Origin of the sequence: Streptomyces griseus, assembly GCF_900460065.1 — a bacterium.
Classification (GTDB): domain Bacteria; phylum Actinomycetota; class Actinomycetes; order Streptomycetales; family Streptomycetaceae; genus Streptomyces; species Streptomyces griseus.
In genome coordinates, this window is the sequence record NZ_UAVD01000025.1 from 184,337 (window position 1) to 198,931 (window position 14,595).

Annotated in this window: 13 protein-coding genes; 7 read left to right on the plus strand and 6 right to left on the minus strand. The window is 72.1% G+C overall.

What is annotated here, in order from left to right; all coding sequences use genetic code 11:
* Positions 1 to 61: 61 nt before the first annotated feature.
* Complete coding sequence (locus DTB53_RS13045) at positions 62 to 1,189, plus strand: Gfo/Idh/MocA family oxidoreductase (protein WP_012380794.1); 1,128 nt, start codon at positions 62 to 64, stop codon at positions 1,187 to 1,189.
* On the plus strand, positions 1,186 to 1,665 hold the full coding sequence (locus DTB53_RS13050) for a heme-degrading domain-containing protein (RefSeq protein WP_012380793.1): 480 nt from the start codon (positions 1,186 to 1,188) through the stop codon (positions 1,663 to 1,665). The genes DTB53_RS13045 and DTB53_RS13050 overlap by 4 nt, the downstream gene beginning before the upstream one ends.
* Before the next feature lie 88 nt (positions 1,666 to 1,753).
* Here the strand turns inward: DTB53_RS13050 and DTB53_RS13055 are convergent, their stop codons facing one another.
* The 6 genes from DTB53_RS13055 to DTB53_RS13080 all read right to left on the minus strand — a co-directional run bounded on the left by DTB53_RS13055 (position 1,754) and on the right by DTB53_RS13080 (position 6,688).
* On the minus strand, positions 1,754 to 2,614 hold the full coding sequence (locus tag DTB53_RS13055; RefSeq protein ID WP_012380792.1) for a fumarylacetoacetate hydrolase family protein: 861 nt from the start codon (positions 2,612 to 2,614) through the stop codon (positions 1,754 to 1,756).
* 137 nt (positions 2,615 to 2,751) lie between these two features.
* Entirely contained in the window at positions 2,752 to 3,522 is a 771-nt protein-coding gene (locus DTB53_RS13060) for a YidC/Oxa1 family membrane protein insertase (protein ID WP_012380791.1), read from the minus strand.
* A gap of 201 nt (positions 3,523 to 3,723) precedes the next feature.
* Positions 3,724 to 4,056, minus strand: coding sequence for a DUF6412 domain-containing protein (locus DTB53_RS13065; protein WP_003968911.1), 333 nt, complete (start codon positions 4,054 to 4,056; stop codon positions 3,724 to 3,726).
* Positions 4,057 to 4,124: 68 nt separating this feature from the next.
* Positions 4,125 to 5,678 carry a sodium:solute symporter family protein gene (locus tag DTB53_RS13070; RefSeq protein ID WP_012380789.1) on the minus strand — a complete coding sequence of 518 codons (1,554 nt, stop codon included), beginning with the start codon at positions 5,676 to 5,678 and terminating at the stop codon, positions 4,125 to 4,127.
* A complete protein-coding gene (locus tag DTB53_RS13075) occupies positions 5,675 to 5,872 on the minus strand; it encodes a DUF3311 domain-containing protein (RefSeq protein WP_012380788.1) in 198 nt (65 codons plus the stop codon). Before DTB53_RS13075 ends, DTB53_RS13070 begins: the two co-directional genes overlap by 4 nt.
* Positions 5,873 to 5,911: 39 nt before the next feature.
* Positions 5,912 to 6,688, minus strand: coding sequence for a class E sortase (locus DTB53_RS13080; protein WP_030701702.1), 777 nt, complete (start codon positions 6,686 to 6,688; stop codon positions 5,912 to 5,914).
* Positions 6,689 to 7,370: 682 nt separating this feature from the next.
* On the opposite strand from DTB53_RS13080, the gene DTB53_RS13090 reads away from it, so the two are divergent.
* The 5 genes from DTB53_RS13090 to DTB53_RS13110 all read left to right on the plus strand — a co-directional run bounded on the left by DTB53_RS13090 (position 7,371) and on the right by DTB53_RS13110 (position 14,536).
* Positions 7,371 to 8,375 carry an SEC-C domain-containing protein gene (locus DTB53_RS13090; protein ID WP_012380786.1) on the plus strand — a complete coding sequence of 335 codons (1,005 nt, stop codon included), beginning with the start codon at positions 7,371 to 7,373 and terminating at the stop codon, positions 8,373 to 8,375.
* Positions 8,376 to 8,607: 232 nt separating this feature from the next.
* Complete coding sequence (locus DTB53_RS13095) at positions 8,608 to 10,137, plus strand: ATP-binding protein (RefSeq protein WP_012380785.1); 1,530 nt, start codon at positions 8,608 to 8,610, stop codon at positions 10,135 to 10,137.
* Positions 10,138 to 10,183: 46 nt separating this feature from the next.
* Positions 10,184 to 13,132 (plus strand): Z1 domain-containing protein, encoded by a 2,949-nt coding sequence (locus tag DTB53_RS13100; protein WP_012380784.1) that lies wholly within the window; start codon positions 10,184 to 10,186, stop codon positions 13,130 to 13,132.
* 13 nt (positions 13,133 to 13,145) lie between these two features.
* Positions 13,146 to 13,586, plus strand: a complete 441-nt coding sequence (locus DTB53_RS13105) for a very short patch repair endonuclease (protein ID WP_030701696.1) — start codon at positions 13,146 to 13,148, stop codon at positions 13,584 to 13,586.
* Positions 13,583 to 14,536, plus strand: a complete 954-nt coding sequence (locus tag DTB53_RS13110) for a DNA cytosine methyltransferase (protein ID WP_012380782.1) — start codon at positions 13,583 to 13,585, stop codon at positions 14,534 to 14,536. Before DTB53_RS13105 ends, DTB53_RS13110 begins: the two co-directional genes overlap by 4 nt.
* Positions 14,537 to 14,595 lie beyond the last annotated feature (59 nt).

Here is a 14,595-nt window from a genome sequence, read left to right on the forward strand (position 1 = left end):
TTCACCGCCCCATTGTGCCGGTCGCTTGCACTTTGGCAACAGCGTTGCTTAAGTGGAACGCATGACCTCCAACGCCCCCGACGCCCCGGGAACCCCTCTGCGCGTCGCCCTCGTCGGATACGGCCTGGCCGGCTCCGTCTTCCACGCCCCGCTGGTCTCCGCGACCGACGGGCTGGTCCTCGACACGGTCGTCACGTCGAACGAGGAGCGTCGGACCGAGGCCCTCGCCGCGTTCCCCGGCGTCCGCCTCGCCGCCGCGCCGGACGAGTTGTGGGAGCGCGCCGACGAGCTGGACCTCGTCGTCATCGCCACCCCGAACAGGACGCATGTCCCGCTGGCGACGGCCGCGCTGAAGGCCGGGCTGCCGGTGGTCGTGGACAAGCCGGTCGCCGGGACGGCCGCCGAGGCGCGCGAGCTCGCGGCGCTCGCCGACGCGCGGGGGCTGCTGCTCTCGGTCTTCCAGAACCGCCGCTGGGACAACGACTTCCGCACGCTCGCCGGGCTGATCGCCGACGGCGAACTGGGCGAGGTGCAGCGCTTCGAGTCCCGCTTCGAGCGCTGGCGGCCCCAGCCCAAGGGCGGCTGGCGCGAGTCGGGCGACCCGGAGGAGATCGGCGGTCTGCTGTACGATCTGGGCAGCCATGTCGTCGACCAGGCGCTCGTGCTGTTCGGCCCGGCCGTCCAGGTGTACGCAGAGTCCGACGTACGACGTCCCGGCGCGGCGGCGGACGACGACACGTTCATCGCGATCACGCATGAGAACGGGGTCCGCTCGCACCTGTACGCGAGCGCCACCACGGCCCAGCTCGGCCCGCGCTTCCGGGTCCTGGGCTCGAAGGCGGGCTATGTGAAGTACGGCCTGGACCCGCAGGAGGCGGCCCTGCGCGCGGGCCTGCGCCCGGCGGCCGGTGAGCCGTGGGGCGAGGAGGACGCGGAGCTGTGGGGCCGGCTCGGCTCCGGCGAGTCCCCGCTGACCGGCGGCGGCGCCCCGGTCCGCACGCTGCCCGGCGACTACCCCGCGTACTACGCAGCCGTCGCCGCGGCGGTGCGCGGCACCGGCGACAACCCGGTCACCGCGTCGCAGGCGGCCTCCGCCCTCGACGTCCTGGAGGCCGCGCGCCGCTCGGCGCGCGAGGGCGTCCCGGTCACCCTTCTCCCCCGCCACGACGCAGAGGAGCGGCGCGCATGACCACCACCTCCCCCACCCTCTCCGAGCTGATCGACCAGGAACGCCGGCTCACCCTGCCGCGCTTCTCCCACGACGACGCGTTGGCGCTCGGCGGCCTGCTGGTCGAGCTGGCCCGGGAGCGGCGCGCACCGGTCGCGATCGACATCCGGCGCGGCGCGCAGCAACTCTTCCACGCCGCGCTGCCGGGTTCGAGCGCGGACAACGACGCGTGGATCGACCGCAAGCGCAGGGTCGTCGAGCGGTACGCCGAGAGCTCGTACCTGGTGGGCACCCGGTTCCGGGCGAAGGGCACCACGTTCGAGGAGTCCTCGCGCCTGGACCCGGACACGTACGCGGCCCATGGCGGGTCGTTCCCGGTCGCGGTGGAGAGCGCGGGCGTCATCGGCACGGTCACGGTCTCCGGGCTGCCGCAGGCCGAGGACCACGCGATGGTGGTCGAGGCGCTGGAGCGGTTCGCGGCGACACAGGGGGCCTGACCCCACGGGGAGGGGGCGCCGCGCGCAGGGGGCGCCCCTCTGCCGCGTACGGCGACGCCTGCGCCCCCTCCCCGTCGTCCGTGAGGGGCTACGCCCCCTTGAGCTCCTGCCGCTGCCGGCCGAGCCCCGCCACCTCCAGGTCCACCACATCGCCCGCCCTCAGGTACGGCTTCGGCTCGGGCTGCCCCATCGCGACCCCGGCGGGCGTACCGGTGTTGATCACGTCGCCCGGGTAGAGCGTCATGAAGTGGCTGAGGTAGCGGACGACCTCGCCGACCGGGAAGATCTGCTCGGCCGTGGTGCCGTCCTGCCTCAGCTCGCCGTTGACCCAGAGGCGCAGCGACAGGTCCTGCGGGTCGGGCACCTCGTCGGCGGTGACCAGCCAGGGCCCCAGCGGGTTGAACGTCTCGCAGTTCTTGCCCTTGTCCCAGGTGCCGCCGCGCTCGATCTGGAACTCGCGCTCCGAGACGTCGTGCGCCGTCGCGTACCCGGCGACGTGCGCGAGTCCCTCCTCGGCCGTCTCCAGGTAGCGGGCGGTGCGTCCGATGACGACGGCCAGCTCGACCTCCCAGTCGGTCTTGCGGCTGCCGCGCGGCACCAGGACCGTGTCGTGGGGCCCGACGACGGTGTCCGGGGCCTTGAAGAACAGGATCGGCTCCGCCGGGATCTCCGCACCCGTCTCGGCGGCGTGGTCGTGGTAGTTCAGCCCGATGCACACGATCTTGCCGATGCGCCCCAGCGGCGGGCCGATCCGCAGCCCCGTCGCGTCCAGGGCGGGCAGCACCCCGGGCGCCCCGGCGGCGGCCCGTACCCGGGCGAGCGCGGAGGCGTCGGCGAGCAGCTCGCCGTCGATGTCGGGGACGATCCCCGACAGATCACGCAGCGTCCCGTCGCGGTCGAGAAGTGCGGGGCGCTCGGCGCCCGCCGTACCGACTCGAAGCAGCTTCAACGGTCCAACTCCTCTTGGTCGAGGTGGCGGCCCTCCGGCGGGGTGCGGCCGACGGAGGACTTGGCCGATCGTCCAAGAGATGCGATCACTCCGCAAGACCTCGTTCACACACTGGACCGGTGCGGCGGGCGGGCCGCTTACGCCGCCGTGGCCACGGCGCTGCCGGCGACCGGCATGTCCCGGTAGAGCCAGGCCCGCTCGACGGCGGTCCAGGTGGTCGTGGTGACGACGTACAGGGCGGCGGCCAGCGGCACGACGGCCACGGTGATCAGCGTGAAGAACGACATCAGCGGCATCACCTTCGCCATCGCGCCCATCCCGGGCACGGCCTGTCCGTCCGGTCCGGCGGCGGGCGTCATCGGGTTGGCGGCCAGTTGCCGCTTGGTGCGCCCGTAGTTGAACGTGGCGACGGCGGTGACGATCGCGAAGAGGCCCAGGTAGACCCATCCCTGCGCACCGAACATCCCGCCGTTCCCGAGCGCGTCGTGCCAGCGCCCGCCGAGCGGGGCGCCGAGCAGGTCGTGGCTGAGCAGGGCGTTCGGCTCGCCGCCGATGGAGCCGCTGGAGAACAGGTGGTAGAGCAGGAAGAACGCGGGCATCTGGAGCAGGCTCGGCAGGCAGCCGGAGAGCGGCGACACCTTCTCGGCGGCGTGCAGCTCCATGATCGCCTTCTGCATCTTCTCCGGGTTCTTGCCGTGCTTCTTGCGGAGTTCGGCGATCTGCGGCTGGAGCCGGCTGCGGGCCTTCTGCCCGCGTGCGGCGGCCCGCGACAGGGGGTGGACGGCCAGCCGGACGAGCGCGGTGAACAGGACGATCGCGGCGGCGGTGGACGCGGTCTGGAAGAACGGCTGGAGCAGGTCGGCGAGGGAGCCGACCAGGCTCGCGAAAGCGGACATGAAGGCGGACATGGGTGAGCCCTCCGGGGGTCTCGTCGTGCCGGGAGGTACCTGCGAGGAGGTACGGGGTGATCACTCGGCATGACGACCGGCGCGGGGGGGCACCGCCCGTACGGGACGACGTACGTACGCCGAAGACGCGCAGGACACGCGAGACGCGGGAGACGCGAGGGGTTACGTACGAGGAACGTGCGGGAGAGGTGCGGCGGTTCGCTACGCGGCGGCCGTCAGGAGGGCGTGCCCGGGTGCCCGGGGACGTGTGCGGCCCCGGGCGTCGGGGTCGCGTTGCGGGAGGAACGCGGTGCGCTTCTCCCGGTCCCTGATCGCCGTACGGACCCGGGTGCGGGGCACCGGGGACGCGCAGCGGGCGCTGATGACGGAGCAGGCCAGGAGCGCGGATCCGGCGGCGGCGGTGGCGGCGAGCGCGACGGCCGCGGAGAGGCTGCCGCCCTCGGCGAGGAGCACCTCGGTGAGGAAGAGGACGAGGAGTCCGGCGGGCCGGAGCAGCCGGGCGAAGGCGCGGCGCAGGGCGTTGGCGTCCCGCACGCTGACCACCTCCTGCCCTTCCCGGGGCTCGATGCCGCCGTACGAGGACGCGTACGGCACTCCCTTCGTTATACACGATGATCGGATGCGCACCGGGCGGCCCGGGCGACGTCGAGGGACTCGTCCTCCTCCCCCACCGGGTCGTGGGCCAGCACCTCCGCGTCGGGCCGGGGGTCCGCGTCGCGGGGCCCGGCGAGGGTGACGGCGAGCGCGACGGCCAGATTGGCGGCGAGCGCGACGAGCCCGGCGTTCACACCCCCCACCGGGTCGTTCCCGGTGAAGACGAGGGCGCAGACCACCGCCACGCCGACGATCAGCCCGCTGAACGCGCCCCGGAAGGTGAGCCGCCGCCAGACCAGGGCGAGCAGCACCATCGGCAGGAGCTGCGCCATCCCCTCGTACGAGATGAGGGAGAGGCGTACGAGGGTGTTGGGGGCGGTGTACGTGAGGAGCAGCGCGAGCGAGCCGGCGACGACCACGACGACCTGGGCGGCGGATTTCTGCCGCTCGGCGAAGCGCGGCACGAGCGACAGCACGCTGCGCCCCCACATCGTCCCGATGACCAGCATGAAGACGGCCATGGGCACGATGGAGGAGAGCGCCGCGGCGACCCCGACGAGGCCGACGGCCCAGGCGGGCAGCGCGTCGACGACCAGCTTGAAGAGTGCGAGGTTCGACTCCGCCCCGGTCAGTCCCGGCACCACGAACAGGGCGGCGAGGCCGAGCAGCATCGGCACGAAGAGGAGGACGTTGTACGCGGGCAGGTACACGGCGTTGCGGCGCAGCGCGTCGGCGCTGCGGGCCCCGAGGTATCCGGCGACGGTGGTCGGGAAGATGACGACGGTCAGCGAGTTCAGGAACGTGGTGCTGATGAACCACAGCTCCCCGAACCCGCTGCCGCCGCCGTCCCCGCTCCCGCCCCCGTGTCCCGGGAGGGTCAGCCACTCGCCCTTCTCGGTGACGAGCCGGTCGAGGAAGGGCCCGTACCCGTCGAAGTAGTGCAGCGGTACGGAGAACGCGAGGAACCCGAGGGTGGCGATGACCAGGACATCCTTCAGCACGGACACCCAGGCGCTGCCGCGGAGCCCGCTGACCACGACGAATCCGGTGGTGACGGCGAAGGCGACGAAGTAGGCCCAGTTCAGGCTGACGGCCCCGTAGGAGATGACGGAGAGGACCACCCCCATGCCGGTGATCTGGAGCTGGATGTAGGGCAGCAGGAAGACGGTGGCCAGCACCGCGACCACCGCACCGAGCCAGGGCCGGCCGAAGCGGTGGGCGACCATGTCGGTGATCCCGACGAGGCCGTGCCGGCGGGCGTACGCCCAGAGCATCGGCCCGACGACGTACCCGATCGCGTAACCGCACGACATGTAGGCGACGACGTACAGCACCGGTGCCCCGTAGTTGTAGCCCCAGCCCGCGGCCCCCAGATAGCTGAAGCTGGTGTAGCCCTCGCCCGCCATCAGCACCCAGATGAAGACGGGCCCCAGACTCCGCCCGCCCACGGACCACTCGGCGAGCCCACCGCCCTTGCCGCGCCCGCGCAGGGCGAGGAGGCCGAGGGCGACGGTGGCGACCATGAAGACGGCGAAGACGGAGGTGGCGACGGCGGCGTTCACCGGAGGTCCCCTCTCCGCGCGAGCCACACGGCGACCGGCGTGAGGAGGGTCGCCCCGAGGAGCCACACGAAGAGGAAGGGCACGCCGAACACGAGGGGGGTGACCCGGTTCACGAACGGCAGCGCGCCGAGGTACAGGACGTGGGGGACGAGCAGCCACAGCAGCCGGGGGCGTCGTCTGATCACTCCGAACACCCGGGGACCCTACTCCCGCCCGCCCGCCCGGCGTCGCCGTCACCGCGGACGCATCGAGGTGAGCTTCCCCCAGACGATGAGCCGGTAGCGGGAGCTGAACTCGGGGGTGCAGGTGGTCAGCGTCAGGTAGTAGCCGGGCGCGCTGTAGCCGACGGAGGTGGTGATGTTGCTGCGCGGCACGGGCGCGATGACGCCGCTGTCCGAAGGGGCGGTCCGGGCGAGGCGTTTGCCGACGGTGTACGTGTAGACGGCGTCCCGGGTCTCGACGGTGATCCGGTCACCGGCGCGCAGCCGGTCGATGCGCCGGAAGGGCTCGCCGTGCGTGTTGCGGTGCCCGGCGAGCGCGAAGTTCCCGGCCTGCCCGGCCTGCGCGGTGCGGGCGTAGTGCCCGACGTACCCCCGGTCGAGCACCCCGCCCTTGCTGGTGCCCTCGGCGACGGGGGCGGTGAGCCCGATCCGGGGGATGCGCAGCACGGCGTACGCCTGGTCCCAGCGGGGAGCGGACCGGGAACGGGCCGGGGCTCCGGACGCCGCCGGGGCGGCAGACGGGGCCGGGACCGCCCCGCCCGCGCGGTCGGGGGCCGGAGGCCGGGGGCTCCCCTCCACCACCGGATCCCCGGCCGCGCCGGGCTCGCCCCACTCCCGCTCCAGGCTCCGCACGGTGCGCCCGGCCTCGGCGCGTGCCTCGCGGTTGGTCCACCACAGCTGGTGGGCGACAAGGAGCAGGAGCACGACACCGAGGGTCACGACGAGCTCGGCCGCCCCCCACAGCCCCCGGGCGAGGAGGCGCGGCGCACCGCCCCCGCCGCCGCGCACAGCCGACCGCCCCCGGACCCTCCGGACCTCGCGGGCCCCCAGGACCTTCGGAACCTCCCCGGCCCACCGGGCCCACCGGGCCTCCAGGACCTTCCGGTCCTCCCGGGCCCACCGCCCCTTCCGCGCCTCCCGGGACCTTCGGGGCCACCGGGGCCACCGGGCCTCCCCGGCCCACCGGATCCCCCGTCCCGACCGGACCCGCCGGGCAGAGCGGCCCCGCCCCCGCCGGCCCCGTACAGCTCGCCAGTCCCGTCGGCCCCGTACAGTTCCCCAGTCCCGCAGCATCGACGTCACCTCTCCGGTCCGCTCCGGCCCCGATCCGCCCCCGGCCCGCTCCCCATCCGCGCCGGTTCGCTCCAGTCCGCCCCGATCCGCCCCCGGTCCAGTCCGCGCCCGGTTCGCACCGGTCCGACCCCGGCCCGCTCCGATCCGCACCGGCGGCACCGGTCCGCACCGATCCGCCCCCGGTCCGCGCCGCCTCGGCGCGTAGGACGCCGTACGGACACCGGAGCCGTGCCCGCCCGTGCGGGCACGGCTCAAGACCCACGACCCACGACCCACGGCGTCGTACGGGCATGGCGCGCACGGTAGGGGCAAACCTCACAACTCTCCAGACTTCTCCCCCTTCTCCTCCCCCGCCCTCTCCTCCACGCCGTCACCGACCGGCAGTACCGTGTGGTCCATGCGCCCCGACACGCCTGCCGACCACACCACCGAAGCCGAGCGTCTGCTCCGCACCGCGGCGCAGTACCCCGAGGACCACGAACCGCTGATCCTCCAGGCCGCGGCCCACCTGGAACTCGCGGGCGACCGCGCCCGCGCGAGCACGCTCTACGACGACCTCCTTGCCGCCCCCGACGCCACCGTCGACCACCCGCACCTGATCAAGGCCCTGAAGGCGGCCAACCTCTGGGAGTACGGCCACGAGGCCGAGGCCCGGGCGATCATCGACGGCATCCGTGCCGCGGGCCCGCTGGACGCGGCGCCGTGGCAGGTGGCGGCGGAGACCCTGGAGGCGCACGACGAGCTGGAGAAGGCGCACGACTTCCTCTCGACCGCGCTGACCCTGCTGCTGGCCCCCGGCGAGGAGGTCCCGTACACCGTCCAGTCCCTGCTGACCGGCCGCCACCGGGTGCGCAGGCTGATGGGCCTGGACCACGACGCCTGGGACGAACTGGCGGGCCAACTGCACACGGCCCCGGTCCCCCTGGACGAACTGCACGACCCGAAGCGCCTGTGGTCGCTGGGCTCATCGGACCCGGTCGAGCTGAAGGCCGAGATCACCCGCCTCCGCGCCGAGTTGGGGACCTACCGTACGGCGCTCTCCCGCCCGTTCCCGGTCGCCGTCCTGCACTGGCCCACGGACGAACTGCGGGAACTGCTCACCGCGTACCCGGCGTTGACCGGGGAGTACGTGGACCGCGCCACACACCTGGACCGCCTGGAGGCCGCGCTCCGGGACCTCCACGCGGCGGGCACCCCGAATCTGGGCATCGTCACGGGGACGGTCCCCTCGTACGAGGCGTTCGCCGCCTCCGAAGCCGCTTCCCCGGCCGCCCCGGGCCTCCTCCCCCAGTACGCCACCACCCTGGCCGCCCGGGGCCGCGCCATCCCCTGGCCCCCGTCGCGCACAGCCGCCTGCTGGTGCGGCAGCGGAGAGACCTACGGGCGGTGCCACGGGGTGTGACCCCGATCCCGACGACCGTGGCCCGGAACCCCGCACGAGGGGTGCGGGGTTCCGGGCCACGGCCGTCGGCGTGTGGTCCACGAGCCGTTCACGGGGGACTGCCGGGCGCGGAACCAGGCGATTCACTCAATGGCCCTCGTACACCCAACCTTTCCCATACGATCACATTTCAACGATCAACTCAGGGCCGACGTCCCCACACGGGCCCCGTCATGTGTGCGAGGAAGTCTTCATGCCGCCCTACCAGCCTTCCGCGGACTGGCAGTACGAGATCCCGGTCGCGGGAAGCAAGCGCCTGCCGCCCGCGGCGCGTTACGTCGAGTCGCTGACACACCAGGGATACGGCTTCGAGGCGGCCGTCGCCGACCTCGTCGACAACTCCATCGACGCGGGCGCCCGTAACGTCGTGATCAGCTTCCTCCGGGACGACCAGCGGCTCGTGGGGCTGCTGGTCGTGGACGATGGCTCCGGCATGAACGACGAGACGCTCGACACCGCCATGACGGTCGGCGGACGCCAGGAGTACGGGGACGGCTCGCTCGGTCACTTCGGCGCCGGCCTCAAGGCCGCCTCGCTCTCGCACGCCGACTCCCTCACCGTGATCAGCCGCACCAAGCGCAGCCCGTCGACCGGCCGCCGCTGGCTGACCGCGAGCGCCCGCGCCGACTTCACCTGCGACATCGTGGACCCCCGCTACTGCCAGGCGCTCGTCGACCGCTACGACGGCCTGATCGAGTGGCACGGCACGATCGTCCGCTGGGACCGGGTCCGCGCCTTCGAGACGATCACCGCCGGCCAGGCCGACCGCTTCCTGAACGACGCCATCGAGAAGCTGGAGACCCACCTCGGTCTCCACCTCCACCGCTTCCTGGCCCGCGACGGCTTCCACGTCGACATCGTCGTCGAGGACGTGACGACGGGGGAGGAACTCGACCACCGCGGCGTCGAGCCGATCGACCCGTTCGGCTACCGGATCTCCGGCCGGCCCGGCTTCCCGCGCACCTACACGGCCCCGGTGGAGGGTGTCGGCGAGGTCGCGCTGACCGCCCACGTCTGGCAGCCGAAGTCCCCGCTGGTGAGCTTCCGGGGAATCGGCCCGCTCGCCGAACGCCAGGGGTTCTACATCTACCGCAACAACCGTCTCGTCCAGGCGGGCGGCTGGAACGGCACCCGCAGCCCGGAGGGCCACCTCGCGCTGGCCCGCATCGCCATCGACCTGCCGGCCGAGGCGAACGACGTCTTCAGCCTCACGGTCAAGAAGGACGGCGTCGCGGTCACCCCGGCCTTCGCCCGCGGCCTGGAACAGGCGCGGGACAGCGCGGGGAACGACTTCGCGTCCTACGTCAAGGAGGCGGAGGCGACCTACCGGGAAGCGGCCCGGCGTGCCACCGAACCCCAGCGCAAGGCGGTCCTCCCCGCCGGCAAGGGCCTGGACCCCCGGCTGAAGCGCACGTTGCGCGACGAGCTGCCCGAGCTGGAGGGCGAGGACCCGATCACGTTCCGCTGGGACAGCCTGGCGTCCGACGTGTTCTTCGAACTCGACCGCGAGGAAAGGGTGGTGAAGCTCAACAAGGAGTACCGCCAGGTCTTCAACGGCGGGCGTCGGGGCGGTCTCAACGATGCCCCGGTGGTGAAAAGCATGCTGTACCTCATGGTCAACGAGATCTTCCAGAAGGAACGGGTCCGGGCCACGCACATCGACAACATCGCCCTGTGGAACAGCGTCCTCGTGACGGCCGCGCGCTGCGAGCTCGCGCGCTGACCCGTCCCGTCACGACACCCCTCCCGCCGGAGAAGAGATCCGCCACATGACCGACCACCTGCTCCACCTCCATGGCGACGTCCTCGCCGCGATGCGCCGCGGGCCCCGGGACTTCGCCAGGCTCGCCTTCGCCCTCGCCGACGAGGTGGAGCCCGACGACTCGGAACAGGCCAGGTTCCGGGACCGTGTCGCGAGCTCGGGCCCGGGCGACGAGCTGACCGCGCTGTGGCACCGGACGCTCACCGCGTGGGACCTCGCGGAGCAGGCGGACTGGTCGGCGGCCCCGCCCCGTACGGACGAGCGGCGGGCGGACGCGTACGACCGTCTCGGCTTCGGCGCCGGCCTGCGCAAGGTGCTGGACCACGCGGTCCCGGTGTTCAAGGAGCCCGGCCCCACCGTCATCAGCACCACGCCGACATCGTGGTACTCCCGCGACACGGCCGCGGTCCGGTCCTTCTACTGGACCGCGTACGAGCGACTGCTGCGCGACAAGGGCTGGTCGGACGCCGCCGTGGCGGGCCTCGACGAGGCGAGCCACGCCGTCGTCGAGCGGCTCGCGGACCCGATGCGCCCCGACGCCTACGGTGCGCGGGGCCTGGTCGTCGGCTACGTCCAGTCCGGCAAGACCGCCAACTTCACCGGCGTCACGGCCAAGGCCATCGACGCCGGCTACCGCCTCGTCATCGTCCTCGGCGGCACGCTGAACCTGCTGCGCGGGCAGACCCAGCGCCGCCTGGACATGGAGCTGATCGGCCGGGAGAACATCCTGCGCGGCGCGGACCCCGACGACCCGGAAGCCCTGATCGGCGTCGACTACCAGGACGACGAGGACTGGCCGGCCAAGTTCGTGAGCCACCGGGGCCGCCCGTCCGCGCTCGGCGCCTTCGACATCGAGCGCCTCACCACCCGGGACGACGACTACCAGAGCCTCGCCACCGGGATCCGGGCCCTCGAATTCGACAAGCAGGTCCGCACACAGCCCCTGCACGTCCCGGACAACCTCCACCGCGCCGCCGCCCGCATGATGGTCGTGAAGAAGAACCAGTCCGTCCTGAGCAAGCTCATCAAGGACCTCAGGAAGATCGGCGGCCCGCTGCTCTCCGAGATCCCGACGCTGATCATCGACGACGAGTCGGACCAGGCGTCCGTCAACACGACGGACCCGAAGAAGTGGGAGGAGGGCAAGGTCACCCGTACGGCGATCAACCGCCAGATCTCCGAACTGCTGGGGCTCCTCCCCCGCGCCCAGTACGTGGGCTACACCGCGACGCCGTTCGCCAACGTCTTCGTCGACCCGGGCGACGGCGAGGACATCTTCCCGCGCGACTTCCTGATCTCCCTGCCCCGCCCGACGGGCTACATGGGCGTCCAGGACTTCCACGACCTGGACCGCACCGACGAGTCGGCCGCCGGGAGCGCCGAGCGGGCACACGTACGCGGCATCTACGACGACGCCCACGGCGACCGGCTCGCGGAGGCCCTCGACGCCTTCGTCCTCTCCGGCGCGCTGAAGCTGTACCGCGCGGCCCACGACGTGGACGACGGCCCCTTCCGCCACCACACCATGCTGGTCCACGAATCCGTCGGGGTGAAGGAGCACGCCGTCCTGGCCGGACGGATCCGCTCCCTGTGGGAGAAGGCGGCCTACACGAGCCAGGAGGGCCACGACCGCCTCGCCGCGCTCCTCGCCGCGGACTTCCAGCGCTTCGCGGACGACGGCCTGCCCACACCCACCGCGTACGCGGACCTGAAGCCCCACGTCTCCCGGGCCCGCCAGCTGATCAACTCGGGCGGGACACCGGTCCTGGTCGTCAACGGCAGCAAGGAACAGGACTACGAGCAGCCCGACCTCGACTTCGACCGCACCCCGAACGTGTGGAAGATCCTGGTGGGCGGCACCAAGCTCTCCCGCGGCTTCACGGTCGAGGGCCTGACCGTGACGTACTACCGCCGCAGGACCCAGCAGGCCGACACCCTGATGCAGATGGGCCGCTGGTTCGGCTTCCGCCCCGGCTACCGCGACCTGGTACGCCTCTACATCGGCCGTGCGGAGCCGGTGGGCAGGACCAGGACGGTCGACCTGTACGAGGCCTTCGAGGCGATCTGCCGGGACGAGGAGACGTTCCGCGCCCAGCTCACCCGCTACGCCGCCCTCGTCGACGGCAAGCCACAGGTGACCCCGGCCCAGATCCCGCCCCTGGTCTCCCAGCACCTGTCCTGGCTGAAGCCCTCCGCCCGCAACAAGATGTTCAACGCCGAACTGGTGGAGATCCGCTCCCCGGGCGAGTGGGTCGAACCGACGGCCTACCCGACCGCCGCGGCGGACCTGCGCCACAACGCGGAGGTGTGGCGGCCGGTGCTGGACCTGCTCGGCGACGGCCCCGTCACCCTGTTGCCCGACGCAGCCGCCGGCGACAGCTTCGAGGCACAGGTCGGCACGCTCGACCACGAGACGCTGCTCAAGATCCTCTGTGACCTGCGTTGGTCGGTCCCCTCTCAGTTCTCACCCCATCTGGAGTCGCTCCTCTCCGCCGGTGAAGGCGGCGAGAGGATCGACGACTGGCTGGTGGTCCTACCCCGGCAGACATCTCCTCGTCGTGTCGAGGCGAGCGTCCTGGGGTCCGCCCCTCTCTCGCTGGCCCACCGCTCCCGGCGGCGTGGTGATCTCTTCGGCGCCATCGGCGAGCCGAAGCATCGCAGAGCCGCGCTCCGGATCGCCCGCGCGAGCGACGCGACAAACCGGTCGGGTGACGGCACCCTGGAATCGTTGGCGCGCGATCGGCGCGGCGTGGTCGTCCTGTACCCCGTGGTGGAGGAAAAGCCCCCGCCCGTGTCCCCGACCGGAGCGATAGCCCCGGAGCACCTTGTCATGGCCTTCGGTCTGGTCGCGCCCGGTTCGTCGAGTGCCCCGAAGAAGAATCTGGTGCGCTTTCGGACCGTCGATTCGACCAGGGGAGACTTCGCGATCGTGGAACGCGGGGCGGACGGTTCGTAGGAGACTGGTGGCAATGAGCACGGTCGAACCCTCGTCCCCCGGCGTCTCCGCCCGAATGAGCCGCCAGGTGAGCCGCGACACCAAGCCCGAAGTCGCGGTGCGGAAGTTGCTGCACGCTGCGGGCTATCGCTTCCGGGTGAACACCCGGGTGCCGGACATGCCCCGGCGCACCATCGACATCGCCTTCACGCGGGCCAAGGTCGCCGTGATGATCGACGGTTGCTTCTGGCACGGCTGCCCGGTGCACGCCACGCAACCGAAGGCGAACGCCCAGTGGTGGCGGGAGAAGCTGGACCGGAACATGGCCAGGGACCGGGAGACGACCGAGCATCTGGCTGCGGCAGGATGGACCGTGCTGCGCTTCTGGGAGCACGAGGCGCCGGAGGGGGCCGCCGAGCTTGTGGCGGCGGCCGTCGACGGCAAGCGTCGAACGAACGAGGACGGGGGCCCATGAACAAGCTGAGGTTCGTCGATGTGTGCGCCGGTGCCGGGGGTCTGGCCCTGGGCTTCGAGAAGGCGGGCTTCGAGCCCGTCCTCCTGCTGGACAAGAAGCGGATCGCCTGCGAGACGCTCCGGATGAACCGACCGACGTGGAACGTCCTGGAGGCGGACCTCCTGGACTTCGACCCGGCCGAGCACCGGCAGACCTACGACGTGGATCTCCTGTCGGCCGGACTTCCCCGGGTGAAGTCCAACGCGACGGTGGCGAGGATCGAGACGGAGGAGGAACAGCGGCTGCTGGAGGCCTCGGTCCTCCTGGCGCATGCCGTCCAACCGCGCGCGCTGGTGATCGAGAACGTCCCGGGACTGGTCGACTCCCCGAAGTTCGAGAGCATCCGCGATTTCATCCGCAAGGAACTCGAGCACCTGGGCTACCGCTTCCGTTGGTTCGTCCTGAACGCCGCGGACTTCGGCGTGCCGCAGGATCGCAAGCAGGGAGTGCTTGTCGCGCTGAAGGATCGGTACTTCGACGCGTTCGTACCTCCGGCTCCGACGGTCACGGAGCATCTCCCGGTGGGGCCGGCGCTTCGCAGCTCCGTGGGCGCCCGCGGTTGGCCGGGGGCCGACGCCTGGGCGGCGCAGGCCATCAGCGTCGCTCCGACACTGGTGGGCGGCTCGGACAACCGGGGAGGCGCGGACCTCGGGCCGACGGGTTCGAAGAAGGCATGGGCTCGGATGAGGGTCAACGGCGGAACCGTGGCCGACGAGGTTCCCGGCCCGAACGACGACGTCTCCGGGTTGATCAAGCTCACGGACGCGCAGGCGGCGATTCTGCAGGCGTTTCCCCAGGAGTGGCGGTTCGCGGGAAAGAAGACCGCCCGCTACCGGCAGATCGGCCACGCCTCTCCCCCGCCGGTCGGAACGGCGCTCGGACGGGCCGTCGCCACCGCTCTGAAGGGCTGATCCGCGCGCCGGGGAGGGCGCCGGAGGAAGCGCCCTCCCCGGTCTGATCGCCGGCTACA

Bases quoted from the DNA above. Each gene is read 5' to 3' on its own strand.
- DTB53_RS13045 (WP_012380794.1), top strand. From the start codon at position 62: ATGACCTCCAACGCCCCCGACGCCCCGGGAACCCCTCTGCGCGTCGCC.
- DTB53_RS13050 (WP_012380793.1), top strand. From the start codon at position 1,186: ATGACCACCACCTCCCCCACCCTCTCCGAGCTGATCGACCAGGAACGC.
- DTB53_RS13060 (WP_012380791.1), bottom strand. From the start codon at position 3,522: ATGTCCGCCTTCATGTCCGCTTTCGCGAGCCTGGTCGGCTCCCTCGCC.
- DTB53_RS13090 (WP_012380786.1), top strand. From the start codon at position 7,371: ATGCGCCCCGACACGCCTGCCGACCACACCACCGAAGCCGAGCGTCTG.
- DTB53_RS13095 (WP_012380785.1), top strand. From the start codon at position 8,608: ATGCCGCCCTACCAGCCTTCCGCGGACTGGCAGTACGAGATCCCGGTC.
- DTB53_RS13100 (WP_012380784.1), top strand. From the start codon at position 10,184: ATGACCGACCACCTGCTCCACCTCCATGGCGACGTCCTCGCCGCGATG.
- DTB53_RS13105 (WP_030701696.1), top strand. From the start codon at position 13,146: ATGAGCACGGTCGAACCCTCGTCCCCCGGCGTCTCCGCCCGAATGAGC.
- DTB53_RS13110 (WP_012380782.1), top strand. From the start codon at position 13,583: ATGAACAAGCTGAGGTTCGTCGATGTGTGCGCCGGTGCCGGGGGTCTG.